This is a genomic window from Bacillus sp. TH17 (assembly GCF_016651125.1).
Classification (GTDB): Bacteria; Bacillota; Bacilli; order Bacillales; family Bacillaceae_G; genus Bacillus_A; species Bacillus_A mycoides.
In genome coordinates this window covers 3,864,888-3,890,561 of record NZ_JAEKEN010000001.1, presented here as the reverse complement: position 1 = coordinate 3,890,561, position 25,674 = coordinate 3,864,888, and the positions used below count along the sequence as shown (strand labels likewise).

The 25,674-nt window shown below is 36.8% G+C and carries 25 protein-coding genes and 2 other annotated features (1 of these 27 cut by a window edge); of the genes, 24 read left to right on the top strand and 1 reads right to left on the bottom strand.

Translation table 11 applies throughout. From position 1 onward, the window contains the following. Positions 1 to 116, top strand: a binding site (T-box leader); it begins 116 nt to the left of the window's first position. Positions 117 to 154: 38 nt separating this feature from the next. The 24 genes from JFT95_RS19905 to pheA all read left to right on the top strand — a co-directional run bounded on the left by JFT95_RS19905 (position 155) and on the right by pheA (position 24,919). Continuing rightward, positions 155 to 2,800, top strand: coding sequence for a valine--tRNA ligase (locus JFT95_RS19905; RefSeq protein WP_002129263.1), 2,646 nt, complete (start codon positions 155 to 157; stop codon positions 2,798 to 2,800). Between the two features lie 94 nt (positions 2,801 to 2,894). Further along, positions 2,895 to 4,196 (top strand): bifunctional folylpolyglutamate synthase/dihydrofolate synthase, encoded by a 1,302-nt coding sequence (locus JFT95_RS19900; RefSeq protein ID WP_201053030.1) that lies wholly within the window; start codon positions 2,895 to 2,897, stop codon positions 4,194 to 4,196. 164 nt (positions 4,197 to 4,360) lie between these two features. After that, positions 4,361 to 5,323 carry a stage II sporulation protein B gene (locus JFT95_RS19895; protein WP_201053028.1) on the top strand — a complete coding sequence of 321 codons (963 nt, stop codon included), beginning with the start codon at positions 4,361 to 4,363 and terminating at the stop codon, positions 5,321 to 5,323. 219 nt (positions 5,324 to 5,542) lie between these two features. Then, a complete protein-coding gene (locus tag JFT95_RS19890) occupies positions 5,543 to 6,118 on the top strand; it encodes a Maf family protein (RefSeq protein ID WP_060751111.1) in 576 nt (191 codons plus the stop codon). A 50-nt stretch (positions 6,119 to 6,168) separates the two neighbouring features. Next, positions 6,169 to 6,846 (top strand): DNA repair protein RadC, encoded by a 678-nt coding sequence (gene radC, locus JFT95_RS19885; RefSeq protein WP_002015368.1) that lies wholly within the window; start codon positions 6,169 to 6,171, stop codon positions 6,844 to 6,846. A 158-nt stretch (positions 6,847 to 7,004) separates the two neighbouring features. Beyond that, positions 7,005 to 8,024 carry a cell shape-determining protein MreB gene (gene mreB / locus JFT95_RS19880; protein ID WP_002015369.1) on the top strand — a complete coding sequence of 340 codons (1,020 nt, stop codon included), beginning with the start codon at positions 7,005 to 7,007 and terminating at the stop codon, positions 8,022 to 8,024. Positions 8,025 to 8,065: 41 nt separating this feature from the next. Further along, the gene (gene mreC, locus JFT95_RS19875) at positions 8,066 to 8,917 is read left to right on the top strand and encodes a rod shape-determining protein MreC (RefSeq protein ID WP_002129256.1); all 852 of its coding nucleotides are present in this window, start codon (positions 8,066 to 8,068) and stop codon (positions 8,915 to 8,917) included. Between the two features lie 14 nt (positions 8,918 to 8,931). After that, a complete protein-coding gene (gene mreD, locus JFT95_RS19870; RefSeq protein ID WP_002015371.1) occupies positions 8,932 to 9,477 on the top strand; it encodes a rod shape-determining protein MreD in 546 nt (181 codons plus the stop codon). Between the two features lie 35 nt (positions 9,478 to 9,512). Further along, a complete protein-coding gene (gene minC / locus JFT95_RS19865) occupies positions 9,513 to 10,199 on the top strand; it encodes a septum site-determining protein MinC (RefSeq protein WP_002015372.1) in 687 nt (228 codons plus the stop codon). A 2-nt stretch (positions 10,200 to 10,201) separates the two neighbouring features. Beyond that, a complete protein-coding gene (gene minD, locus JFT95_RS19860) occupies positions 10,202 to 10,999 on the top strand; it encodes a septum site-determining protein MinD (protein WP_000503308.1) in 798 nt (265 codons plus the stop codon). Between the two features lie 133 nt (positions 11,000 to 11,132). Beyond that, positions 11,133 to 11,879: a M23 family metallopeptidase gene (locus tag JFT95_RS19855; RefSeq protein ID WP_002034147.1), complete on the top strand. Its 747-nt coding sequence runs from the start codon at positions 11,133 to 11,135 to the stop codon at positions 11,877 to 11,879. After that, a complete protein-coding gene (locus JFT95_RS19850) occupies positions 11,872 to 12,732 on the top strand; it encodes a M50 family metallopeptidase (RefSeq protein ID WP_201053027.1) in 861 nt (286 codons plus the stop codon). The genes JFT95_RS19855 and JFT95_RS19850 overlap by 8 nt, the downstream gene beginning before the upstream one ends. A gap of 133 nt (positions 12,733 to 12,865) precedes the next feature. Beyond that, positions 12,866 to 14,275: an Rne/Rng family ribonuclease gene (locus JFT95_RS19845; RefSeq protein WP_061674639.1), complete on the top strand. Its 1,410-nt coding sequence runs from the start codon at positions 12,866 to 12,868 to the stop codon at positions 14,273 to 14,275. A gap of 77 nt (positions 14,276 to 14,352) precedes the next feature. Continuing rightward, positions 14,353 to 14,431, top strand: a sequence feature (ribosomal protein L21 leader region). A gap of 14 nt (positions 14,432 to 14,445) precedes the next feature. Next, positions 14,446 to 14,754, top strand: coding sequence for a 50S ribosomal protein L21 (rplU, locus tag JFT95_RS19840; protein WP_061674640.1), 309 nt, complete (start codon positions 14,446 to 14,448; stop codon positions 14,752 to 14,754). A gap of 11 nt (positions 14,755 to 14,765) precedes the next feature. Beyond that, on the top strand, positions 14,766 to 15,110 hold the full coding sequence (locus tag JFT95_RS19835; RefSeq protein ID WP_002199264.1) for a ribosomal-processing cysteine protease Prp: 345 nt from the start codon (positions 14,766 to 14,768) through the stop codon (positions 15,108 to 15,110). Between the two features lie 3 nt (positions 15,111 to 15,113). After that, positions 15,114 to 15,404, top strand: a complete 291-nt coding sequence (rpmA, locus tag JFT95_RS19830; protein ID WP_002088814.1) for a 50S ribosomal protein L27 — start codon at positions 15,114 to 15,116, stop codon at positions 15,402 to 15,404. Positions 15,405 to 15,467: 63 nt separating this feature from the next. Beyond that, positions 15,468 to 16,016, top strand: a complete 549-nt coding sequence (locus JFT95_RS19825; RefSeq protein ID WP_002145594.1) for a sporulation initiation phosphotransferase B — start codon at positions 15,468 to 15,470, stop codon at positions 16,014 to 16,016. After that, complete coding sequence (gene obgE / locus JFT95_RS19820) at positions 16,016 to 17,299, top strand: GTPase ObgE (RefSeq protein ID WP_002015378.1); 1,284 nt, start codon at positions 16,016 to 16,018, stop codon at positions 17,297 to 17,299. The genes JFT95_RS19825 and obgE overlap by 1 nt, the downstream gene beginning before the upstream one ends. 172 nt (positions 17,300 to 17,471) lie before the next feature. Continuing rightward, entirely contained in the window at positions 17,472 to 18,179 is a 708-nt protein-coding gene (locus tag JFT95_RS19815) for a response regulator transcription factor (protein WP_002034150.1), read from the top strand. Beyond that, positions 18,169 to 19,251 carry a HAMP domain-containing histidine kinase gene (locus JFT95_RS19810; protein ID WP_113768832.1) on the top strand — a complete coding sequence of 361 codons (1,083 nt, stop codon included), beginning with the start codon at positions 18,169 to 18,171 and terminating at the stop codon, positions 19,249 to 19,251. The genes JFT95_RS19815 and JFT95_RS19810 overlap by 11 nt, the downstream gene beginning before the upstream one ends. Before the next feature lie 93 nt (positions 19,252 to 19,344). Beyond that, complete coding sequence (locus tag JFT95_RS19805; RefSeq protein WP_201053025.1) at positions 19,345 to 20,121, top strand: ABC transporter ATP-binding protein; 777 nt, start codon at positions 19,345 to 19,347, stop codon at positions 20,119 to 20,121. Continuing rightward, positions 20,096 to 22,009, top strand: a complete 1,914-nt coding sequence (locus JFT95_RS19800) for an ABC transporter permease (protein ID WP_201053023.1) — start codon at positions 20,096 to 20,098, stop codon at positions 22,007 to 22,009. The genes JFT95_RS19805 and JFT95_RS19800 overlap by 26 nt, the downstream gene beginning before the upstream one ends. Before the next feature lie 49 nt (positions 22,010 to 22,058). Next, a complete protein-coding gene (locus JFT95_RS19795; RefSeq protein ID WP_201053021.1) occupies positions 22,059 to 23,972 on the top strand; it encodes an ABC transporter permease in 1,914 nt (637 codons plus the stop codon). Between the two features lie 95 nt (positions 23,973 to 24,067). After that, positions 24,068 to 24,919 (top strand): prephenate dehydratase, encoded by an 852-nt coding sequence (gene pheA / locus JFT95_RS19790; protein WP_061674646.1) that lies wholly within the window; start codon positions 24,068 to 24,070, stop codon positions 24,917 to 24,919. A 102-nt stretch (positions 24,920 to 25,021) separates the two neighbouring features. On the opposite strand, the gene JFT95_RS19785 is transcribed toward pheA, so the two are convergent. Next, entirely contained in the window at positions 25,022 to 25,669 is a 648-nt protein-coding gene (locus JFT95_RS19785; protein ID WP_002129246.1) for an MOSC domain-containing protein, read from the bottom strand. Positions 25,670 to 25,674 lie beyond the last annotated feature (5 nt).

Below are 25,674 nucleotides of genomic sequence, written 5' to 3'. Positions count from 1 at the left end.
ACGGAATGATTCTTATTAGGAAAAGACGGATTTGTCCGTTATCAAATTAAGAGTATAAGCAAATTCTGAATTTGTTTGTAAATAAAGGTGGTACCGCGATGTCCCTCGTCCTTTTTTGGATGAGGGGCATTTTTTATTTTAAGGAGGGAAAATAATGTCAAACACGGAAAATAATTTACCAACTAAATATGATCATATGTCCGTTGAAGAAGGCCTTTACAAGTGGTGGCTTGAAGGCAAATATTTCGAAGCAACAGGAGATGAGAAGAAACAACCATATACAATTGTAATTCCACCTCCGAACGTAACTGGTAAGTTACACTTAGGTCACGCTTGGGATACGACGCTTCAAGATATTTTAACTCGTACAAAGCGTATGCAAGGTTACGATGTATTATGGCTTCCAGGAATGGACCATGCTGGTATCGCAACGCAAGCGAAAGTAGAAGGAAAACTTCGTGAAGAAGGTATTTCACGTTACGATCTTGGTCGTGAGAAATTCCTTGAAAAAGCTTGGGAATGGAAAGAAGAATACGCTTCTCACATTCGTCAACAATGGGGGAAAGTTGGTTTAGGACTAGACTATTCTCGTGAACGCTTCACATTAGACGAAGGTTTATCTAACGCTGTTAATAAAGTATTCGTACAATTATATGAAAAAGACTTAATTTACCGCGGTGAGTATATCATCAACTGGGATCCAGCAACACGCACAGCTCTTTCTGATATTGAAGTAATTCATAAAGAAGTTCAAGGTGCATTCTACCATATGAACTATCCGTTAACAGACGGTTCTGGTCACATTCGCCTTGCAACTACTCGTCCAGAAACAATGCTTGGTGATACAGCGGTAGCAGTTCATCCAGAAGATGATCGCTACAAACATTTAATCGGAAAAACAGTTACACTTCCAATCGTAGGCCGAGAGATTCCGATTATTGCTGATGAATACGTAGAAAAAGACTTCGGAACAGGCGTTGTGAAAATTACACCAGCTCATGACCCGAATGACTTTGAAGTAGGTAACCGTCATGACTTACCACGTATTTTAGTAATGAACGAAGATGGAACGATGAACGAAAAAGCTGGTAAGTATAACGGTATGGATCGTTTCGAATGCCGTAAAGAGTTAGTGAAAGACTTACAAGAAGCTGGCGTATTAGTAGAAATCGAGCCTCATATGCACTCAGTAGGTCATAGTGAGCGTAGCGGTGCAGTTGTTGAGCCTTATTTATCAACACAATGGTTCGTAAAAATGGCTCCACTTGCAGAAAAAGCGGTAGAACTTCAACAAAAAGAAGAAGAAAAAGTAACGTTCGTACCAGAGCGTTTTGAAAACACATACTTACGCTGGATGGAAAACATTCATGACTGGTGTATTTCTCGTCAATTATGGTGGGGACACCGCATTCCAGCTTGGTATCATAAAGAAACTGGTGAAGTATACGTAGGTACAGAAGCACCAGCAGATCTTGAAAACTGGAATCAAGATAATGACGTGCTTGATACATGGTTCAGTTCAGCATTATGGCCATTCTCAACACTTGGCTGGCCGAATGAAGATGCAGCAGACTTTAAAAAGTTCTATTCAACAGATGCTTTAGTAACTGGTTATGACATCATCTTCTTCTGGGTATCTCGTATGATTTTCCAAGGTTTAGAGTTTACAGGAGAGCGTCCATTTAAAGATGTATTAATTCACGGTTTAGTTCGTGATGAGCAAGGACGTAAAATGAGTAAATCTCTTGGTAACGGTATTGATCCGATGGATGTTATCGAGAAGTACGGTGCAGATGCGATGCGTTACTTCTTATCAACAGGAAGTGCACCAGGTCAAGATTTACGTTTCAGCATGGAAAAAGTAGAATCTACTTGGAACTTCATTAATAAAATTTGGAACGCATCACGTTTCGTATTAATGAACATGGATGACATGAAGTATGAAGAAATCGATTTAACTGGTGAAAAATCAGTTGCAGATAAGTGGATTTTAACTCGCTTAAACGAAACAATCGAAAGTGTAACACGTAACATGGATAAATATGAGTTCGGTGAAGCTGGTCGTTCATTATACAACTTCATTTGGGATGATTTCTGTGACTGGTACATTGAGATGGCGAAACTTCCACTATACGGTGAAGATGAAGCAGCTAAGAAAACAACTCGTTCGATTTTAGCTTACGTATTAGACCAAACGATGCGTCTATTACATCCATTCATGCCGTTCGTAACAGAGAAAATTTGGCAACATTTACCGCATGAAGGCGAGTCTATTACAGTAGCAGCATGGCCAACAGTTCGCGAAGATTTACAAGATAAAGAAGCGGCAGCAGAAATGCACCTTCTAGTTGATATCATTCGCTCTGTTCGTAACATCCGTGCGGAAGTAAATACGCCAATGAGCAAAAAAGTTCAAATGCAAATTAAAGCAAAAGACGAGGTAGTACTAGCTCAGCTTACGAAAAACAGCTCTTACATTGAGCGTTTCTGTAACCCAAGTGAACTAACAATTAAGATTGATTTACAAGCGCCAGAAAAAGCGATGACTGCAATCGTATCAGGTGCAGAGTTATTCTTACCGTTAGCTGATCTTATCAATCTTGATGAAGAGAAAGCGCGTCTTGAAAAAGAACTTGAGAAGTTCGATAAAGAAGTAGAACGTGTACAGAAGAAACTTTCAAACCAAGGATTCGTAGCGAAAGCTCCTGCAGAAGTTATTGACGGAGAGCGTGCGAAAGAGCAAGATTACCTAGAAAAACGCGAAGCGGTTCGTCAACGTCTAGCTGATCTTGAAAAATAAAAATGTTTTTCAGAGACTCACTATATTGGTGAGTCTCTTTTCTTTGCGTATAATAGAATTACGAAGTTTGTCTTTTGAAAGGGGAATAGCAAACGTGATACATACATACGAAGAAGCGATAGGCTGGATTCATACCCGATTGAAATTTGGGATAAAACCAGGACTAGAAAGAATGCAATGGATGTTAGAAGAACTCGGAAATCCAGAGCGTCATATAAAATGTGTTCATCTTGCCGGCACAAATGGAAAAGGTTCAACTTTAACATATATGCGCTACATGTTAGAAGGTGCGAAATATAAAGTAGGATCGTTTACATCGCCTTACATAGAAACATTCAATGAACGTATTAGTGTAAACGGAATACCGATTGCAGATGAAGAGATTGCGGAACTTGTAAATATGGTAAAGCCAGTCGTTGAAAAATTAGATGAGACGGACTTAGGAGAAGCGACTGAGTTTGAAATCATTACAGTAATGGCAATTTATTATTTCGGTAAAGTTAATTTCTGTGATGTTGTTTTATTTGAAACGGGGCTTGGGGGAAGATTTGATTCTACAAATGTTATTCATCCGGTTCTCACGATTATTACGAATATCGGTCACGATCATATGCATATTTTAGGCGATACACTAGGAGAAATTGCATATGAAAAGGCAGGGATTATTAAGTCTGGTGTTCCAGTTATTACTGGTGTGAAAAATGAAGAAGCATTGCAAGTAATTCAAAAGGTTGCTAAGGAAAATCATGCAAGCTTATATGAACTTGGAAAACAGTTTACAACATTACATAAACATTCTAATAAAGATGGGGAACACTTTGATTTTGATTGTCCATTTGCCTCGTTTGAAAATGTTCGGATTTCAATGAAAGGCATTCACCAAGTAGGCAATGCAGCACTAGCGCTTATGGCAGTAATGTATTTAAAAACATATTTATCATTTTTAATTAATGAAGAGGAGATGAAAGCTGGCTTACAAGAAGCATACTGGATTGGTCGATTTGAAAAGTTACAAAGTAATCCAGATATTATAATAGATGGTGCTCATAATCCAGAAGGTATTGAAAGTCTTGTAAAAACAGTAGAGGCACATTATAAAAAGAAGAATGTAATAGTTTTATTTACTGCTCTTGGTGACAAACAGTTACATAACATGGTAGGGCAATTAGAAAAAGTTGCTGATGAAATAATATTTACGACGTTTGCCTTTGATCGTGCCATTTCTGCTGACAAGCTTGCATCGTATTCACAACAAGAGTCAAAATTAGTTTTTGAAGATTGGAAAGAGGCAATTGATACAAAGGCTGACATGATAGGAGAACATGATGTTTTTATCATAACAGGTTCTTTGTATTTCATTTCCGAAGTTAGAAAATATATTCGCGAGAAAAACTAGATAGTCTTTGCTATCTAGTTTTTTGTTCTACAAATGAAGTCAAATGCATACATATAAGATAATAATATAGGGTTATTTGACGAATTCCTCTGACAAATATCTCGTTTTTTTGTGGAATGAATATGATATGATGCGGACAATGACAAGAGGTGAGGTGTGAGTGTATGGACAAGCAATCACGAACGATCTCGGTGAAAGTAAATGGAACAGAAGCGAAGTATGAGGAAAAAAAGAAGGATGAGTTTGACTGGATGATAGCAGAAAGTGAGAGACCGAAAAATGTCGTTCCGTTTCAAAAAGCGAAATCAGTATCTATGGAAAAATATCGAAAGAAGTGGAGCAATACAATAATCGCAATCGTTGCAACTGCAATAATCATCGGTACTGCATTTGGGATGGGTATGATTCATTTATTAACTGGACAAGGGACGACAGGAGAAGGTAAGGTAACGGCTTCGAAGCAGACAGGTAATGAGGAACAAAAGGTGGGTGGAACGGCAGAACAAACACCAACACCGAAAGAGGAAAAACCAAAAGCACAGGTAGGAATGTCATTAGAACCAATGAAACTATTTTTCGTTCAAGGAGGGCTTTATTCCTCTGAAGAAAAAGGACAGGCTGCTATTGAAGAGTGGAAAAGTAATGGGGGCGTGGCTACTTTGAAACCGAGTGGTGATAAGTATGCGTTAGTTGTTGCTATTACGAGCGATGAACAGGCTGTTAATCAATTAATAGATCAGTATAAGCAAGATGGTGTTTCAGTTTTGAAAAAAAATTGGGATATTACAGATAAAGCATTGCTCAAAAATGATAAAGAAGTAGGAATGTTTTTAGCGAAAGTGCAGCCATTATATACTCATTTAGCAAAATATGTGTCCAGCGTACAAACTAGTGGAAAAAGTAATCCAAAAGATATAGAAGCGATTCAAAAAGAGTGGAAAGCTATTGAAAAGGAAGGGAAGAGTATGAAGCGTGAAGATGCGAAGAAGCTTTATACGTATACGTCAATAGCGGTGCAAACGATTAAGGAAGGGAAGAGCGATAAGGAATCTGTAGCTAAATTAAATCAAGTTATTATTGATGGTATACTTTCGTATGAAAAAATGGTTTCACAAAAAGTGAAATAATAGGATAATGAAATGACGAAGAAAGAAGTACATATACTTCTTTCTTTTCTTTTGAATTTAGAACAAAGTGCTTTCTGTATGGGCAGCATATAATCGTATTTAAAAAGAACTATTATTTTGTTTAGAGAAAATGATATTTCTAGAATTTGTGGGGAAACTATTCTTTTGATACGATTGATTTAAATTATTCTGCTTCATGTGAGAAGGGAAGGAGAAAATATGAGGAAAATTATTTTAGCTTCAGGGTCACCTAGGAGGAAGGAACTGCTTGAATTAGCAGATGTGCCATTTGAAATCGTTGTTAGTGAAGTAGAAGAGACGATTGGTGCATATTCATCACCTTCTGATATTGTTATGTCGCTTGCTTTGCAAAAAGCATCTGCTGTGGCAGAAAACCATAGTAATCAAGTTGTACTAGGTGCAGATACAATTGTTACATATGATTCGCGTATTCTTGGAAAGCCGTCTAATGAGGCTGAGGCGAAAGAAATGTTACGATTATTATCGGGGAAAACACACGAAGTATACACAGGTGTTGCAATTATATCGAAAGAAAAAACGGTAACTTTTTATGAACGTACAGAAGTAACATTTTGGGGATTAACAGAAGAGGAAATAGACGTATACGTTGCATCGAAGGAACCACTTGATAAAGCAGGGAGCTATGGAATTCAAGGTAAAGGGTCTATTTTTGTTCAACATATTCAAGGGGACTACTACAGTGTAGTTGGCTTGCCAATTGCGCGTCTTGTCCGTGAATTAAAACAGTTTGATAGCGATGTAACCCATGTGTAAAATTGCATGGGGTTTTCTTTAGGAGAAATCGTAAAAAAAGGGGTGGAGAGATGAACGGTATTCGTGATGTTGTGAGAGAAGAACAGCCACGGGAGCGTTTATTGTTAGAAGGAGCAGGAAGTTTATCGAATCGAGAACTTCTTGCAGTTTTACTCAGAACGGGTTCTAAAGAAGAAACGGTGTTAACGTTATCAGATAATATTCTCCATCATTTTGACGGCTTACGAATGTTAAAGGATGCAACGTTAGAAGAGATGATGAGCATTCATGGTGTTGGGATTGCAAAGGCGTCGCAGCTTATGGCTGCTTTTGAATTAGGTAGAAGAATGGTACGTTTAGAATATCAAAATAGATATAGTATTCGAAGTCCAGAAGATTGTGCGAGTTATATGATGGAAGAGATGCGTTTTTTGCAACAGGAGCATTTTGTTTGTTTATATTTGAATACGAAAAATCAAGTTATACATAGGCAAACTATTTTTATTGGAAGTTTAAATACGTCGATTGTGCACCCAAGGGAAGTTTTTAAAGAAGCGTTCCGTCGGGCAGCAGCCTCTATTATATGTCTTCATAACCATCCCTCAGGAGACCCGGCGCCGAGCCGTGAAGATATTGAAGTTACAAAACGATTAGTAGAATGTGGTCGAATTATCGGAATTGAAGTACTTGATCATATCATAATAGGTGACCATAAATTCGTGAGTTTAAAGGAAAAAGGTCATATTTAAGACTATTCTTTTTACTTATTTTGTTTTATAATGTGATTTATGAGTTTTTTGTAGAAAATTATCTACAAAAAGGATGCAGATATAAAAAAACGTACTGTTTTTATAAATATAAAGTAAGAAAAATGAGTCCGTGAAAATAAGAAGGGAAGATAAATGATATGTTTGGATTTGGTGGATTTACTCGCGATCTTGGAATAGACTTAGGAACAGCGAATACGCTTGTATATGTGAAAGGGAAAGGTGTAGTTTTACGTGAACCTTCAGTAGTAGCATTACAAACTGATACGAAACAAATCGTTGCGGTAGGTAGCGATGCAAAACAAATGATTGGTCGTACACCAGGAAACGTAGTGGCACTTCGTCCTATGAAAGATGGTGTAATTGCTGATTACGAAACAACAGCAATTATGATGAAATACTACATTCAACAAGCTCAAAAATCAAATGGATTCTTCTCACGTAAACCATACGTAATGGTATGTGTACCATCTGGTATTACAGCTGTAGAAAGACGTGCAGTAATCGATGCGACTCGTCAAGCTGGTGCTCGTGATGCTTATCCAATCGAAGAGCCATTTGCAGCAGCAATTGGTGCAAACTTACCTGTTTGGGAGCCGACTGGTAGTATGGTTGTTGATATCGGTGGTGGTACAACAGAAGTTGCAATTATTTCTTTAGGTGGTATTGTAACAAGTCAATCAGTTCGTGTTGCTGGTGATGATATGGACGATTCAATCATTCAGTACATTAAGAAAAGCTACAACTTAATGATCGGTGAAAGAACAGCAGAAGCATTAAAATTAGAAATCGGTTCTGCAGGCGAGCCAGAAGGTATTGAGCCTATGGAAATTCGCGGTCGTGATTTAGTAAGTGGTTTACCGAAAACAGTACTAATTCAACCAGAAGAAATTGCAGATGCATTAAAAGATACAGTAGATGCAATTGTAGAATCAGTTAAAAATACGTTAGAAAAAACTCCACCTGAATTAGCAGCGGATATTATGGACCGTGGTATCGTATTAACGGGTGGCGGGGCATTACTACGTAACTTAGATAAAGTTATTAGTGAAGAAACAAATATGCCAGTTCTTGTTGCAGAGGATCCATTAGATTGCGTAGCAATTGGAACGGGTAAAGCATTAGACAATATCGATCTTTTCAAAACTGCTGCTCGATAATATTGCAAAATAAAAATCAATGAAATTAAGAGGGTGTGAACGTGCCACAGTTTTTCTTAAACAAAAGATTAATTGTTTTGTTAGTTAGTATTATTCTTCTCGTGGCATTGATTGGAATCTCATTGAAAGAACGGAACAGTTTATCATGGCCAGAGCAGTTTATAAAAGATACTGTCGGTGTTGTAGAACGTGTATTCCAAAAGCCAGCGAATTATGTTGCCGGATTCTTCGAGAATGTAGAAGATGTAAAGCGCACGTATGAAGAGAATAAAAAGCTGAAAGCAAAATTAGATTCTACCGCAGATTTATCTGCAGTAGTGAAAAATTTAGACGATGAGAATAAAAAACTACGAGAATTAACTGGTAAAGAAAAGTCCCGTGGTGATTATACGGAAGTACAAGCTAGTGTGGTTTCTCGTAATCCTGATAAATGGTACGATTTAGTTGGAATTGATAAAGGAGCACAGCAAGGGATCAAAAAAGATATGGCTGTTGTAACTCCGAAAGGTTTAGTTGGACGCGTAAAAAGTGTATCTCAGTTTACATCGTCAGTAGAGTTGTTAAGTTCGATGAGCCGAACAAACCGTGTTTCTGCTATTGTACAAGGACAAGAAAATATCTTTGGATTAATTGAAGGTTACGATAAAGAAAAACAACTACTTCTTTTCACAAAGATTAGCTCTGATGCAGAGGTACAAAAAGATCAACTAGTTGTAACATCTGGACTTGGTGATATTTTCCCTAAAGGTCTTGCGATTGGGAAAATTGTTGATGTTCAGCCAGATCCATACGGTTTAACAAAAACGGCTTATGTAAAACCATCCGCTGATTTGAATGATGTAGAGCATATTATAGTTGCAAAACGTGATATGCCTACAGCGCCGTTAGAATAGGAGGGAGAGAAGAGATGATGACGATTTTAAAAAGAGCAGCTCTTCCTCTTTTGCTCCTTTTTGTTTTTTTATTTGAAAATATGTTCTCTACTGTTGTTCCAACAGACGTCTTTTGGAAAGGCAGTATAGCAGCACCGCATTTCTTTATAATTGTGTTATGTTTTATTACAGTGTACTATAGTCCGGTTCAAGGGATTTACTACGGACTATTATTTGGTTTCTTATTTGATACCGTATACACGGAACTTGTCGGTATATATATATTTGCTTATCCGATTTTAGCTTATTTAGTTTATAGTGTGATGAAAGTATTACAATTGAATTTATTTATTGTCGCTTCTATCGTACTGGCTGGCATTGCAGCATTAGAGTATTATGTGTATGGGTTTTTAACTTTGTTAGGACGTACTCACATGTCAGCATCTGTCTTTTTCACAGATCGTCTCCTTGCTACTTTATTGCTAAATGGAATTTTCTTATTAATAGTTTGTTTCCCACTGAGACGATATTTAGTGCGTCTTTCAAAAGCGATAGAAGAAAAAGAAAAAAGGATTTTCTAATTTTATGTCGAATTGAATCGGTGGGGTGAACTTTAGTGGAAGAAAAAAAGCAACAAAATGTAACGATAAAAGGGACAAAAGATGGAATAACACTTCATTTAGATGATTGCTGTTCATTCTCTGAGCTACTAAAAGAATTGGATGAAAAGCTTTCTACACATTACTATGAGAGTGACGGACGTTCTTTAATTGAAGTGCGTGTTAAAGTAGGAAATCGCTATTTAACAGAAGTACAACAAGAAGAGATTCGTACGTTAATTCGCAATAAGAAGAACCTTGTTGTAGAATCAATCGAAAGTGATGTTATAACAAAAGCAGAAGCAATAGCTTGGAAAGAAGAAACAGAAATTGTCCCTATTTCCAAAATTGTTCGCTCTGGACAAGTGTTACATGTAAAAGGCAATTTATTATTAATTGGAGATGTTAATCCAGGCGGAACGGTTATCGCTGGGGGGAATATTTTTGTCTTGGGATCATTAAGAGGAATTGCACATGCAGGGTATGATGGAGATTCAGAAGCTGTTATTGCTGCATCTATTATGAACCCTATGCAACTCCGAATTAGTGATGTGACAATGCGGGCTCCGGAAGAGAAAGAAGACGGAGCAGAGGCGGCAGAATGTGCGTACATTAATGAGAATAATCACATTGTTGTCGATCGCCTGCAACTTCTCACTCATCTTAGACCTAATTTAACAAAGTTAGAAAGGGGAATTGTATAGCTGTGGGAGAGGCAATAGTAATTACATCTGGAAAAGGCGGAGTAGGTAAAACTACAACGTCTGCGAACATTGGTACAGCCCTTGCGTTATCTGGAAAAAAAGTGTGTTTAATTGATACAGATATCGGTTTACGCAATTTAGACGTAGTAATGGGGCTAGAAAATCGTATTGTATTTGATCTTGTTGATGTCGTTGAAGGGCGTTGTCGTTTACCTCAGGCTCTTATTAAAGATAAGCGTTTTGATGATCTTTATTTATTACCTGCAGCACAAACGAGCGATAAATCGGCGGTAACACCTGAACAAATGGATGAATTAATACAAGTATTACGTCAAGATTATGATTACATATTAATTGATTGTCCTGCGGGGATTGAGCAGGGGTTTAAAAATGCAGTAGCAGGTGCGGATAAAGCAATCGTTGTAACAACACCAGAAGTATCCTCAATGCGTGATGCGGATCGTATTATCGGGCTTTTAGAGAAAGAGGATATTGAACCACCGAAACTTGTCATTAACCGTGTGCGTAGTCATATGCTTCATGAACAGGATATGTTAGACGTTGATGAAATTGTACGTACACTGTCAATCGAGCTTCTTGGAGTTGTCGAGGATGATGATGAAGTTATTCGTGCTACGAATACAGGTGAACCTGTAGCGCTGCAACCTAGTGGGAAAGCAGCAATAGCTTATCGTAATATTGCAAGACGCTTGTTAGGTGAGAATGTACCATTACAAGCATTTGAACAAGAAAAAGTATCGGTATTTACAAAGATGAAAAATTTCTTTGGAATCCGTTAAAAGCACTTCGCATAAATGCGGAGTGCTTTCTTTTTTCTTCGCATGAATATCTTCCTTCTATAACTCATACATATGTACAAACTGTATATAACTGTTTCTATTTGAATAAGGCTAACGAAAGAAAGGAGACAGTATGAAGAATAGACGTGTGGAAGAAATTAAAAAGCGGATTGCGAAAAGGAAAGCAGAGCAAGAATTGCTAGAAGAAGAGCAGTATTTTGCGGGAGGAGATTTTGATAGCGAAACGGTCTTTATTGAAGAGGGGGAGAAGGAAATTCATCCTCTATTTCGAAAAGAAGTTTTTCTCTTCAAAGTTTTGCTATCAGCAATATTAGTTCTTTCGGTTGCTATTTTATTTAAGAACGCACCTTCTTCTTTTGATGGTACTAGAGCGGTTACCGAAAAAGTTATGCAAGAAGAATTTCAATTTGCTACTATATCGAAATGGTATGAAAATCAGTTTGGAAAACCTCTCGTGTTCTTTTCTCCAAATGAGAAAAAAGAAGAGGCTATTCAGCAAAAGGATTATGCGATTCCTGCCTCTGGAAAGGTGATGCAAGGATTTCAAAAAAACGGCCAGGGTGTATTTGTTCAAACGGCTACAAATGCAACGGTGGAGTCAGTAAATGAAGGTATAGTTGTTTTTGCGGGCAAGAAAGAGGAACTTGGAAATACAGTTCAAATTCAGCACGCTGATGGTACGGAGTCATGGTATGCAAATTTAAATGATATGTCAGTAAAATTATATGATTACGTTTCAAAGAAACAAAAAATTGGAATAGTGAGTAATGATGAAAATAATAAAAATGGCAAATTTTATTTTGCAATAAAAAAGAATGAGAAATTTATTGATCCAATTCAGGTGATTTCATTTGATTAAATATAGGGATGTTTTCACGAAAATTTCTGTGCATCCGTTGTTTTGGGTTATTATTGTCATTGGTATTTTTACAGCACGTTTTAAAGAGTTACTATTACTATTTTGTATCGTTTTAGTTCATGAACTTGGGCATGCTTTTGCCGCAGCGTATTATAATTGGCGTATTAAACAAATTCAGCTTTTGCCGTTTGGTGGTGTAGTTGAGATGGAAGAACATGGGAACAAATCGTTAAAAGAAGAATTAATTGTCGTTATGGCGGGGCCAATTCAGCATATATGGATGATTGCATTCGCTTACATTTTGTATAAAGCGGGCTGGGTAACTGACGATTTGTACCATTTCTTTGTATGGAATAATGTCATTATTTTAGGGTTTAATTTATTGCCTATTTGGCCACTTGATGGTGGAAAAGTATTATTTAATGTATTATCATATCGTTTTCCCTATTTACAAGCACATGAAAAGATGATGAAATTGTCATGTGTTTTTTTTAGTGTAATATTAGGATGGCAGTTACTTTGGAATAGTAATAACATTATGATGTGGGTATTACTCGTTTTTCTAGCGATTTCTTTATATCAAGAATGGAAACAAAGACGGTACGCATTTATGCGTTTTTTATTAGAGCGTTATTATGGGAATAAAAGAGATATTGAAAAAATAGCACCTATTGAGGTGAAAACGGAAGATCATTTATATACGATTTTCACAAAATTTCGCAGAGGATATAAACACTCTATTATCGTCCATGGAAAATATAAAGAGCATTACACATTGGACGAAAATGAATTGTTGTATGCGTATTTTGCTGAAAAACGAACAACCTCATCTGTTGAAGAATTAATTGGTTAGTGTTGACGACGACACTAACCTTTTACCCCGCATTAACTGCCCGTAAACGCCCGATTGGTTCAACTAATAATCAGTGGAGGATGAACAAAACCCCCACTGATTAAAGTTTCACTTTATATTGTAAGGAAAAGAAATGAAAAGTGAGGAAAGAATTTTGAAGACGTTATATATTAACTACACTGGTTCGGAAAAGCGTGTTGCGATAGAAGAGAAACAAAAAATTGTAGAGCTTTTATGGAAACGGAATGAAGAGCAGGAGATTGTCGGACATATTTATGTTGGGCGTATCGTAAGAACAATTGCTGGAATGAACGCAGCCTTTGTAAATATCGGATTAGAAAAACATGCATATCTTTCATTTGATGATGTACCATCTTCATATCGCATACATGAAGGACAGGCGATACTTGTACAAGTTGTAAAAGAGGCAATTGATACGAAGGGGCCAAAATTAACGGCGAAGATAGAATTTACCGGAAAATATGTCGTTTACATGCCCTATGATGACATGCGCGCTGTTTCTCGGAAAATAAAAAATAATAAAAGAAGACAACAGTTACTGGGAATTGAAGTAGAAGGAACAGGTGGATACATTTTCCGTTCTGCTTCTGAAAAAGGAACGATCGATGAAATACAAGCTGAAATGCAAGGGTTGCAGCAGTTATATGAAGAGTTAAAAAGAAAAGAAGATCAAGGGAAGGCGCCCTTACTACTTCATCAACCAGCGACGTTTTTAGATCGTGTATTTCAGGAGAACCCAATTGAAACAATTGAAAAAATAGTTGTAGATACGAGAAGTATAGTAAAAGAATTAGAAGAAAAAGTAGGGAAAGAAAGAGTATCCTTTTATAATGAAAAATCTTCGATGTTTAACCATTTTGGAATAGATCGTGAAATCGAGAAAGCACTTCAAAAAATTGTGTGGCTACCAAATGGTGCCTATCTAATTGTAGAACAAATGGAGACGATGACTGTAATTGATGTAAATACAGGTAAATTTACTGGAAAACAAAATTTACAAGATACCGTATTTCGCACAAATGAAATGGCTGCTGATGAGATTGCTCGTCAATTAAGACTTCGTGATATTGGCGGGATGATATTAATTGATTTTATTAATATGAAAAGACGGGAAGATAAAGAGAAGGTAAGAGAGCGTTTAATGATAGCTTTACAAGATGATCGCACATATACAAGAGTGCTTGGGTTTACAGAGTTAGGTATTTTAGAGATGACGCGTAAGCGCAAGAAACATTCGTTACGTGACGTATTATTAGAAGAGTGTGCGCCTTGTAAAGCGACAGGTTACGTTATATCTAATGAAACAATTGCGTATGAGCTAGAGAGAGAGCTTATTACTTATGGTAATATAGAGGATGAAGCTGTATTGATTGGTGCTTCAAAAAAAGTACAAAAACATTTTTCACAAAAAGAATTACAAAAAAATATTCCATTTGAAATTTATTTCAAAGATGATATTATCGAAAAGTACGCTATTATCCGTTTTGGAAGTAAGAAAGAAATTGTAGAACGGAAAAAATAGTTAGCAGAACATTCATTGACAATAGTCAATGAGTCATGGTAATATTTTTATGTTATAGTTTATAGCACCTAAACTGCTATATGCTACAACCGCACAAGACAGGTTCCCTAAAGACATTTTATGTCTACCTCGTTTTTGGCGAGTCTTAGTAATTAAGAGGAGGTGCAAGTATGTACGCAATTATCGAAACAGGTGGAAAACAAATTAAAGTTGAAGCTGGTCAAGCAATCTACATTGAAAAATTAGATGTTGAAGCTGGTGAAACTGTTACTTTTGACAAAGTTCTTTTCGTTGGTGGCGAAAACGTGAAAGTTGGTAGCCCAGTTGTAGAAGGTGCAACAGTTACTGCGAAAGTTGAAAAACAAGGTCGCGCTAAGAAAATCGTTGTTTTCAAATACAAAGCGAAAAAGAACAATCGTAAGAAACAAGGTCATCGTCAACCTTACACTAAGCTAGTAGTTGAAGCTATCAACGCTTAATTCTGGTTAAGATGATTAAGATTACGATAAGTCGCACGAAACTAGGAAGTATCCGATCATTTAAAATGACTGGACATGCCAATTATGCGCCACATGGACAAGATCTTGTCTGTGCTGGAACTACAGCGGTTGTGTTTGGTTCTATAAATGCAGTGGAAGAACTTTGTAATGTGCAGGCAACTATTGAGCTCGGAAGTGATGGCGGATTCTTGACGTATGAATTGCCTAATGATTTAGACGTTCATGCAGCAGAAAAAGCACAAATACTTTTAGAAGGATTGGTTGTTTCACTTAAGACGATTGAACTTGATTACGGAAAGTATATCCGTTTAATAGAAAAAGTGCAGGAGGTGTAACGTATGTTAAGATTAGATCTTCAGTTTTTCGCATCTAAGAAAGGTGTAGGTAGTACAAAGAACGGTCGTGACTCTCAGTCAAAACGTCTTGGTGCTAAACGCGCAGATGGTCAAACGGTTTCAGGTGGTTCAATTCTTTACCGTCAACGCGGTACAAAAATTTATCCAGGTGTTAACGTTGGTCGTGGTGGCGATGACACTTTATTCGCGAAAGTTGACGGCGTAGTACGCTTTGAGCGTCTTGGTCGTGACCGCAAACAAGTGAGCGTATATCCTGTTGCTCAAGAAGCATAAGAACTCACGGAAAACTCTAACCTGAGTGCAGGTTAGAGTTTTTCTATATTAAGGGGTATCTAAATGAATGAAAAATGGACAATTATAGATGCGTTGAGTCATTCAAGACATGATTGGCTCAATCGTTTGCAGATGGTTAAAGGAAATCTTTCCCTTGGAAAAGTGGAAGAGATTCATAGGCTCATCGATCGTTTTGTCCAAGAAGCGAGACAAGAATCCAATCTGATGGGGCTATCAATGCCTTTATTTTCAGAGTGGATTTTAACATATAATTGGAAACAGCAACCGTGCTTATTGGAGTACGAAGTATTAGGGAAATTACATAACTTATCTCATCTAGATGAGACTGTATGTACATGGACGAATCAGTTTTTCTTAATGCTTCAGCATAGTTTAGACGTATATGTTGAAAATTATGTTTGTATCACAATTGAATGTGACGCGGAGAATGCTCGTTTCTTTTTTGATTTTCGTGGAAAGCTAACGAATGTAGAAGAACTACAAACGTGGCTTGCGAACCAAAACAATAAATGGTATTCCATTTCTTATACAGTACGAGACGAAGAAGTCTCAGTTATATTACAACTAATCGAAAAAAGTGTGGTGAAATAATGTTTGTAGATCAGGTCAAGATATATGTAAAAGGCGGCGACGGTGGTAACGGAATGGTTGCGTATCGTCGTGAGAAGTATGTACCTAAAGGTGGCCCAGCAGGTGGCGACGGTGGTAAAGGTGCAGATGTTGTTTTTGTTGTTGAAGAAGGCTTACGTACATTAATGGACTTCCGCTACCAACGTCATTTCAAAGCTGATCGCGGTCAGCACGGAATGAGTAAAGGTCAGCACGGTCGTAAATCTGAAGATTTAATCGTAAAGGTTCCACCAGGAACAATAGTGAAAGATGAAAAAACAGGTGAAATTCTTGCCGATTTAGTAACGCATGAACAAACAGCTGTAATCGCAAGAGGTGGCCGAGGTGGCCGTGGTAACTCACGTTTCGCAACAGCGACGAACCCAGCGCCAGAAATCGCTGAGAACGGGGAACCAGGTCAAGAACGTGATGTCACGCTAGAACTTAAAGTGCTAGCAGATGTTGGACTTGTTGGATTCCCAAGTGTAGGTAAATCTACATTATTATCTGTTGTATCATCAGCGCGTCCGAAAATTGCAGAATATCACTTTACAACAATCGTTCCGAATCTTGGTGTTGTTGAAACTGGTGATAACCGCAGCTTCGTTATGGCTGACCTTCCTGGACTAATTGAAGGCGCACACTCCGGCGTTGGACTTGGACACCAATTCTTACGTCATATCGAACGTACACGTGTAATTGTGCACGTTATCGATATGTCTGGTTTAGAAGGACGTGAGCCATATGAAGATTATGTCACAATCAATAATGAACTAAAAGAATACAATATGCGTTTAACTGAGCGTCCACAAGTTGTTGTTGCAAACAAAATGGATATGCCAGATGCAGAAGAAAACTTACAAGCATTTAAAGAGAAATTGGGAGACGAAGTGAAAATTTTCCCAATCTCAGCTGTAACGAAACAAGGTGTTCGTGACTTACTATTTGAAGTAGCGAACTTATTAGAAACAACACCAGAATTCCCAATGTACGATGATGTAGAAGAATCTGAAGCAAGTGTAATGTACAAATTTGAATCTGAATCTAATTTTGAAATTACACGCGAAAGTGATGGCACATTTGTTATTTCTGGTTATGACATTGAGAAAACATTCAAGATGACAGACTTCTCACGTGATGAATCTGTACGCCGATTTGCTCGTCAAATGCGTGGAATGGGTATTGATGAAGCCCTTCGTGCACGTGGTGCAACAGACGGAGATATTGTGAAAATTCTTGAATATCAATTTGAATTTATCGATTAAGACTGCCGAAATATGGCGGTCTTTTTTTTTCGTTATTTGAGTCCAGTGAAAACCCAATTCATATAGGTGAACCATAAGTCGATATAGGAAAAAATCCCCATTGATTAAAGTTTCAATTTATAATAGAAAAAGGAGTGATTTTAGAAGAATATTTTATGGGGAGAAAAGGAATATGTATAAAATATTAATTGTAGAAGATGATGAAAAAATTGCAGAGATATTAGAGGAGCATTTAGAAAGGTATGGATATCAATCTTTCAGAGTGAGCGATTTACGGCATATAAAAGATGAGTTTGTAAAAGTAAGTCCTCATCTTGTGTTACTTGATATTAATTTACCATACTTTGATGGCTTCTACTGGTGCCGCCAAATCCGCACTGTATCGAATGCGCCGATTATTTTTGTTTCTGCAAGAACAGGGGAAATGGATCAAGTAATGGCGATTGAAAATGGCGGAGATGATTACATTACAAAGCCATTCCATTTAGATATCGTAATGGCAAAGGTGAAAAGTGCACTCCGCCGCGGGTATGGTGAGTATGCTTTGGCCGCGGAAAGTGACTGCTTAGGTGTTAATGGATTGTTATTATTCCCATCACAGCACACAGTAGAGTGGAAAGGTCAACAAACGGAACTTACAAAAAATGAGTTTTATTTATTAGAATGTTTAATGAAACAAGCAAATCAATACGTGACACGTGAAGAGCTGTTAGAGGCTTTATGGGATGAAGTAGCTTTTGTTGATGATAATACATTAACCGTGAATGTAAAGCGTGTAAGGAAGAAACTTGAGGAGTTAGGCATTAAAAATGCAATTGTCACAAAGCGTGGGTACGGTTATGCTCTTCTTACTGAGTGGGGCGAAGGGCATGAAGGTTAAAAATTACCTCATAGACCGCTTTTCTTTAATTATTACTTATATTGTAAGCCTTTGTTTATTTGGACTCGTATTGCAGCTGCAAAGTCTCTTGGAAAAGAGATCAATTGATTGGGGTACGTGGTTATATGGGCTTTTATTAGGGACAGTTGTATTTAGTGTATATCTTATTTACGATTACCGAAAACGAAGTGTGTTTTTAAAGAGAATAGAACAGTATATTGCCGGTGGACATACATTACATGACTCTTTACTTATTGATACTTCTTATACAGCAGAGCAAGAACTGGTCGTTGAAGCGTTTACGCTATTAAGGCAGCAATATATGAATGAAGTTCATAAGCAGCATGCAAAAGAGCAACAGCAAATGATTTTTATGAACCAGTGGATCCATCAAATGAAAACACCAGTATCCGTTATTGAATTATTGTTACAGAAATATGGTAAGGAACACCGTGAAGCAAGGGGAACGATTGAAAGTATTCGTGAAGAAAATAACCGTATTTTAAATGGGTTAGATTTAGCGTTACATATGGCAAGGTTAGATCAATTTTCGAAAGACTATAAAGTAGAAGTAGTAAATGTTATAGAGGTCATTCGAGATATTATTAATGAAAATCGGAAGTCGTTCATTCAATCTTCTGTATTTCCGAAAATGATGTTTGAAGAAGAGACTTGTATGATTGCGTCTGATAGAAAGTGGCTTAGTATCGCGATGAGCCAAATTGTTGTGAATGCAATTAAGTATACAAAAATTTCAGAAGCAGAGAAAAAAGAAATTCAATTTCAAATTGAAGAGAAAGATCAAAAGGTGTTATTACATATTAAGGACAATGGAATTGGTATTCCTGAGCAAGATGTAAAGCGTATATTTGATCCGTTCTTTACGGGAATAAACGGCCGTAAAACAAGGGAAGCGACAGGTATGGGTTTATATATTACGAAGGAAATCTGCGGTAATTTACATCATGGAGTGTATGTACAATCAACTGAAGGGGAAGGAACAACAGTTACGTTCCAATTTGCAAAAGATGAAGAATATCATACATTAATGAGAAAAATGACAAAACTGTAAGATAACAAAACGTTTTGTAAGGGAAATCACTCGTTTCTTTTTCTTATTTTTCTTATAGTAAATGTAAGAAGAAAACACGTAGGGGGATTAGAAATGAGTGTTCTTGAAGTAAAAGGGTTAACAAAGGTGTACCAATCAAAAGGTTCAGTAGCGACGACTGCTTTAAATGATATAAATTTTAAAATTGAAGAAGGCGAGTTTGTAGGGATTATGGGGCCTTCAGGAAGCGGAAAAACAACGCTTTTAAATTTATTAGCAACAATTGATAAGCAAACTTCAGGTCATGTGCTTGTAAATGGTGAAGAAATTAATCAAATGCGTGCTGCAAAATTAGCGGAGTTTCGTCGTACACATTTAGGATTCATCTTCCAGGATTTTAACTTACTTGATACGTTATCGATTAAAGAAAATATCATTTTACCACTTGTAATGGCGAAGAAATCTGTAAATGAAATCGATGCGAAAGTGCTTGAGATTGCAAAGTTTTTAAACATCGAAGAAATTTTAAATAAAAAAGTATATGAAGTGTCAGGCGGACAACAACAACGTGCAGCTGCTGCAAGGGCAATTATTCATGACCCAACATTAATTTTAGCGGATGAGCCAACTGGAAACTTAGATTCGAAATCAGCGAAATCATTAATGGGAGCACTTCAAGATTTACATGAGCAAAAGAAAGTAACCATTGCAATGGTAACGCATGATCCGGTAGCGGCTAGTTATTGTGAACGTATCCTCTTCATACGTGATGGAGAGATCTTCTCAGAAATACATAAAGGAAGAACGAAACAAGCCTTTTTCCAAGAAATTTTGGACGTACTTGCGATGCTAGGGGGGGAATATCATGAACTTTCGCCAGCTCGCGCTTAACAATGTAAAAGGAAATTGGCGTAATTATAAAGCGTTCCTTATTAGTAGTTGTTTATCGATTGTCGTATTTTTCATGTATGCTTCCTTCATTTATCATCCAGATGTCGTAAGCGGTAATATTAGTATGAAGACGATGATTTCAAAAGGATTAGAATCGATGAATTATATTGTAGTCATCTTCTCAGCACTCTTTATTTTATATGCGAATTCAACGTTTTTACGAGCAAGAAAAAAAGAATTCGGTTTATTAACATTAATAGGTGGAACGAAGTCTCAGCTCGGCCGAATGATTATATTAGAGCAGCTTATGTTAGGTAGTATTGCAATTGTAGTAGGTATTGGGCTTGGCATGCTTTGTTCAAAATTATTTTTCCAAGCATTAAGCGTAATATTGAAAATAGATAAAACACTTCCACTCGTATGGAATAGTAAAGCAATTCTTATTACAGCTGGTGTATACTTTATTCTATTTTTAATCCTATCATTGTTTAGTGTTTGGACAGTAGGGCGCTTGCAAATTATTGATTTATTAAGAGAAGCAAGAAAACAAAAAGTAGAACCTTTTGCATTTACATCGTTATGTGTAGTTGGTATAGGATGTATTATTGTTGCATATGTACTTAGCTTCCAAGTGACATTTATGAATTTTATCATACTGTTTTTACCGATTGTAGGGCTGACGATAGGCGGAACTTATTTACTGTTTACACAAGGTAGTACAGTCGTATTAAAAGCACTGCAAAAAAGAAAAAGATCTTTTTATACATATCCAAACATGTTCGTACTTAGCAATCTTATTTATAAAATGAAAGATAATGCTCGTTTTCTATTTGTAATTTCTATCATTACGGCGGTTGTTTCTTCAGCAGTTGGTACACTGTACGTGTTCTTTGAGGATATGAGTTATAAAACAGTGGCTAGTGCTCCGCATGCTATTTCGTATGAAGAAAAGGGGGTAAATACGCATAACATCATCAGTGAAGGGAAAGCACAAGAACTAATAAAAAAACACGGATTTGAAGAAGCGCGAAAAGTAACGTATGTAAAACTTCCTGCAACTCAAAAGGTAACGATGTTTAACGGTGAACATGAGATGTCGTTAGGGATTATCTCTGAAAAGGAATATAATAAAGAAGCGCGTAAACAGAACGTGCCAGAAGTGCAAAATAAGCCGGGAAGTGCAACGATGGTTGTAGTTGATATGATGAATGATATTGTCAAGCCGGATCTTACGAAGCCATTTGAATTTAAATTGAACGGACAAAAACAGTCTATTAAGCTAAATGATCCAGTATCAAAGTCTGTTTTTAATGATGATGGCTATTTGATTGTGAATGATGAGGATTTTGTGAAATATTCACAGCTCGTAGCAGATGAAGAAAAGACGAAATATTATGGATATTATATTGAAGATTGGAAAGGAACAGAAAATCTTGTACTAGACTTAAAGAAAGAAATTGCACAAGAACAACAACAGAATTTCCACAATTCTATCCTTACGTATAAAGCGATAAAGGAGCAAGGAGCAATTACAATGTTCATCGGCTTCTTCGTAGCAGTACTGTTCTTCTTCTTTGCTTGTAGCATGACATACTTTAAATGGTTTAATGATAAAGAACAAGATCGTATTCAATTTAAGTCATTAAAAAGAATTGGTATGACAGATAAAGAAATTCGTAAAATTGCAATTCGACAAATGGGTGTTATCTTCTTTATCCCAATTTTAATCGGTACAATTCATAGTGGATTTGCCCTTCATACGTTAGGGAAAATGCTTTATATCGATTTATGGAAATCAGGTGCGATTGTAATTGGAGCATATATTTTAGCTTCTGCCATTTACTTTATGATCGCGCAAAGAGGATATTTAAAACACGTAAAAAGCTAGGGAAACCTCTAGCTTTTTACGTGTGTAGTAAGTTACAGGAGGACGGTAGATGAACATTAGGCAACTAGCGCTGCAAAATATAAAGGGGAATTGGCGTAATTATAAAGTGTTTTTCTTAAGTAGTTGTTTTGCAATATTTGCTTCTTATGCATATATGTCTGTAATTGTACATCCGTATATGCAAGAGACAATGTGGTATCAAAATGTACGCTGGGGACTTATCGTATGTAATGTTATAATTATTTCTTTTTTCGTTATATTTATTTTGTATTCTACTTCTATTTTCATAGAGGCACGCAAGAAAGAATTAGGACTATATATGTTAATGGGGGCGACGAAGTCTAACGTAATAGGAGTGATTATGGTCGAGCAAATATTGATCGGGATTTTCGCTAATATTTTCGGTATCGGGCTTGGCATGATCTTTTTAAAACTCTTTTTTATGGTATTTAGTATGTTACTTCATCTTCCGAAAGAACTCCCTGTCATATTTGACATGAGAGCGATTGGTGTAACGTTTGTTACATATATGGTCGTATTTATTTTCTTATCTTTTATAAGTGCTGTACGTATATGGAATATAAAAATCATTCGGTTATTAAAAGAATTTCGAACAGATAAACGGGAGAGGAAAACATCAAAGTGGCTTTGTTTATTCGGTTTTGCTTGTTTAGTGGGCGGATATGCGTTAGCACTACAAGTGACGATGACAACGATAGCATTATACTTTTTTCCGGTTGTTATACTCATTTCTTTTGGGATGTATTTCTCATTTACACATGGCGCTACACAAATATTAGAAGTGATAAAAAGAAATAAAAGGATTATGTATACATATCCGTATTTATTTATAGTGAATCAATTGTCACATCGAATGAAGGAAAATAGTCGCTTTTTCTTTCTGTTGTCTATGGCAACAACGTTTGTCGTTACGGCGACAGGTACGGTGTTCTTATATTTTTCTAGCATGCAAGATATGTGGCGTGGCGGAGGAGTACACTCATTTTCATACATAGAAAAAGGCACTTCTGCTCATGAAGTTTTCGAGAAAGACAAGGTTGAAAACTTATTACATCAATATGGATATGATGATTTTCAATCTATGAGTTTTGTTGGAGTGTATGCATCCTTTCAGTCCAATAAGGGAGAAACAACAATAGCACCGCTTATAAAGGAAAGTGAATACAATCAAGAGGCAAGAAAACAAAAACAGAAAATGTATCATCCTAAAAAAGGAACAGTTACACTTGTTTATTATAATAAACGTAATTATCCAAATGTATATAATCAAAAAGAGATTCAATTGCAAGTAATGAATCAAGCGTATCCATTCGCATTTAACGGTCAGAAAGAAGGGGTACAATTTAACTATCACCCTTCATACATTAATGGTCTGTTTTTTGTCATGAATGATGAAGATTTTAACAGTATAGCAAATACAATTCCGGATTCTGAAAAAATGATATATAGAGGGTATACATTACCAAATATCGAAAATACGAAGGAATTAAACGAAGCTTTACGGAAACATATGAAACATGATACAAATGATGCGTTTCGAAGTAATATGGAATTATATGTGAATATGAAAGAAGGTGGTGATATTACTCTATTTATAGGCTCATTCATTAGCATATTATTCTTCCTTACGTCATGTAGCATCGTATATTTTAAATGGTTTCATAATATTGCATCCGATCGAAAGCAGTACGGGGCGCTCTCTAAACTTGGAATGACGAAGGAAGAAGTGTGGAAGATTTCTCGTTGGCAATTGTGTATGCTATTTTTTGCGCCAATTATAGTAGGGAGTATGCATAGTGCAGTTGCGTTATATACGTTTCATAATACTCTTTTTATGGACGGATCATTAAGAAAAGTGGGATTGTTTATTCTGTTTTACATTGCTGCATGTATCATTTATTTCTTCTTCGCTCAAAGAGAATACAAGAAACATTTAGACTAGCGAATGCTAGTCTTTTTTTAATATTCGAAATTCTCATAGAAGAATATTAAAAAGTATGGTATAACAATAAGAAAACGAAAAAGAGGGAAAAGACGATGATTCGAGTAGGATATTTAGGACCAGAAGCGACATTTACAAATATGGCGGTGAGTCGTTTTTTTCCGGAAGCAGAGCATGTACCGTATCGAACGATTCCGGATTGTATTGATGCAGCTGCAAATGAAAATGTAGATTATGCGGTCGTACCGTTAGAGAACGCCATAGAAGGTTCAGTTAATATAACGGTTGATTATCTCGTACATGAGCAGCCACTTTCCATTGTAGGAGAAATTACAGTGCCAATTCAGCAGCATTTACTCGTACACCCGCAGTACGAAGAAGTGTGGAAAGAAGTATACGCTGTACATTCTCATCCGCATGCCATTGCACAGTGCCATAAATTTTTAAATGAGGAATTAAAAGGGGTAACCGTTCGCGATATGACATCAACAAGCGCTGCTGCACAATATGTGAAAGAACATCCTGAAGAAAAAATTGCAGCTATTGCAAATGAAGCAGCGGCAGAAAAATACGGATTAACAATTGTAAGGCGTGATATTCATACTCATAAAAACAATCATACACGTTTCCTTGTTCTCCATAAGAAAAAGAAAGCAGTACTCCCAAATAACGGAGAAAACCGAGGAGAGAAAACGACGCTTATGATAACGTTACCTGCTGATTACGCAGGGGCACTATATCAAGTGTTATCAGCTTTCGCATGGAGAAAATTAAACTTATCCAAAATTGAATCGCGCCCGATGAAAACAGGCCTTGGAAATTACTTTTTCTTAATCGACGTCGACAAAGCATACGATGATGTATTATTGCCAGGCGTAACAATGGAACTTGAAGCACTCGGGTTTTCTGTTACTGTGCTGGGGAGTTATTCTTCTTATTGGTTGTAAGGGGAGTGTTTGTCGTATTTTGTAGTTAAGTCGATATAATTTCGGTCGCTAGTATACCGTATGATAGATAAATAGAGTCCCACCTATAAAAGGTGGGATTTATTATTTTAACTTCGAAAGACGATCCTCTAACTGACCACGCCAAATCTCGGCTAGTTCTTGTACAGCAAGAACCTTCTCAATGCCATCTTTATCTTTCCTATTATGAAAATAAATTTCGTTAGAGAACAAAACAGATACATTGTTTGATGGACGCTCTAGTAATGTAATTTTAGAATCTTTACGCACAGTACCTTCTTGAAGAACGCGGCATAAGTAGCCAGTATATCCAGTTGCTACAATGCGTGGTAAAATGCCAGGAATACCGACACGTTTTGAAATTGTGCTACAAGGTACGCGAGCTTGTGTTACTTGAATGATTGCTTCGCCTAGTTGATATGTATCTCCGATGCAAACATCACGCTCTAACATATTTGTTACGGTAATGTTTTCGCCAAATGTGGAAGCTGGAAGTGTAGTTTGAAATTCCTCTTCCCATAGTGCGTAATGCTCGTGTGGGTACACACAAACTGCGCGATCAGGTCCCCCGTGGTGTTTTAAATCCGCTACATCATCACCACGGAATCCGTCTTTTGAGAGGAAGGCCTCTTCTGTAGGATCTTTACATATACCTGTTATCATTTCTTTATCTTCGCCATATTTCATTTGTTTCGGTTTACCAGTGCTAAAGTGAACGAGTTCAATTCCCATAGTTG

What these genes read in the sequence shown, in the direction of transcription:
- JFT95_RS19905 (WP_002129263.1), top strand. Translation starts at nt 155, where the DNA reads ATGTCAAACACGGAAAATAATTTACCAACTAAATATGATCATATGTCC.
- JFT95_RS19895 (WP_201053028.1), top strand. Translation starts at nt 4,361, where the DNA reads ATGGACAAGCAATCACGAACGATCTCGGTGAAAGTAAATGGAACAGAA.
- JFT95_RS19890 (WP_060751111.1), top strand. Translation starts at nt 5,543, where the DNA reads ATGAGGAAAATTATTTTAGCTTCAGGGTCACCTAGGAGGAAGGAACTG.
- radC (WP_002015368.1), top strand. Translation starts at nt 6,169, where the DNA reads ATGAACGGTATTCGTGATGTTGTGAGAGAAGAACAGCCACGGGAGCGT.
- mreB (WP_002015369.1), top strand. Translation starts at nt 7,005, where the DNA reads ATGTTTGGATTTGGTGGATTTACTCGCGATCTTGGAATAGACTTAGGA.
- mreD (WP_002015371.1), top strand. Translation starts at nt 8,932, where the DNA reads ATGATGACGATTTTAAAAAGAGCAGCTCTTCCTCTTTTGCTCCTTTTT.
- JFT95_RS19855 (WP_002034147.1), top strand. Translation starts at nt 11,133, where the DNA reads ATGAAGAATAGACGTGTGGAAGAAATTAAAAAGCGGATTGCGAAAAGG.
- JFT95_RS19845 (WP_061674639.1), top strand. Translation starts at nt 12,866, where the DNA reads ATGAAAAGTGAGGAAAGAATTTTGAAGACGTTATATATTAACTACACT.
- rplU (WP_061674640.1), top strand. Translation starts at nt 14,446, where the DNA reads ATGTACGCAATTATCGAAACAGGTGGAAAACAAATTAAAGTTGAAGCT.
- JFT95_RS19835 (WP_002199264.1), top strand. Translation starts at nt 14,766, where the DNA reads ATGATTAAGATTACGATAAGTCGCACGAAACTAGGAAGTATCCGATCA.
- rpmA (WP_002088814.1), top strand. Translation starts at nt 15,114, where the DNA reads ATGTTAAGATTAGATCTTCAGTTTTTCGCATCTAAGAAAGGTGTAGGT.
- JFT95_RS19825 (WP_002145594.1), top strand. Translation starts at nt 15,468, where the DNA reads ATGAATGAAAAATGGACAATTATAGATGCGTTGAGTCATTCAAGACAT.
- obgE (WP_002015378.1), top strand. Translation starts at nt 16,016, where the DNA reads ATGTTTGTAGATCAGGTCAAGATATATGTAAAAGGCGGCGACGGTGGT.
- JFT95_RS19815 (WP_002034150.1), top strand. Translation starts at nt 17,472, where the DNA reads ATGTATAAAATATTAATTGTAGAAGATGATGAAAAAATTGCAGAGATA.
- JFT95_RS19810 (WP_113768832.1), top strand. Translation starts at nt 18,169, where the DNA reads ATGAAGGTTAAAAATTACCTCATAGACCGCTTTTCTTTAATTATTACT.
- JFT95_RS19805 (WP_201053025.1), top strand. Translation starts at nt 19,345, where the DNA reads ATGAGTGTTCTTGAAGTAAAAGGGTTAACAAAGGTGTACCAATCAAAA.
- JFT95_RS19800 (WP_201053023.1), top strand. Translation starts at nt 20,096, where the DNA reads ATGAACTTTCGCCAGCTCGCGCTTAACAATGTAAAAGGAAATTGGCGT.
- JFT95_RS19795 (WP_201053021.1), top strand. Translation starts at nt 22,059, where the DNA reads ATGAACATTAGGCAACTAGCGCTGCAAAATATAAAGGGGAATTGGCGT.
- pheA (WP_061674646.1), top strand. Translation starts at nt 24,068, where the DNA reads ATGATTCGAGTAGGATATTTAGGACCAGAAGCGACATTTACAAATATG.
- JFT95_RS19785 (WP_002129246.1), bottom strand. Translation starts at nt 25,669, where the DNA reads ATGGGAATTGAACTCGTTCACTTTAGCACTGGTAAACCGAAACAAATG.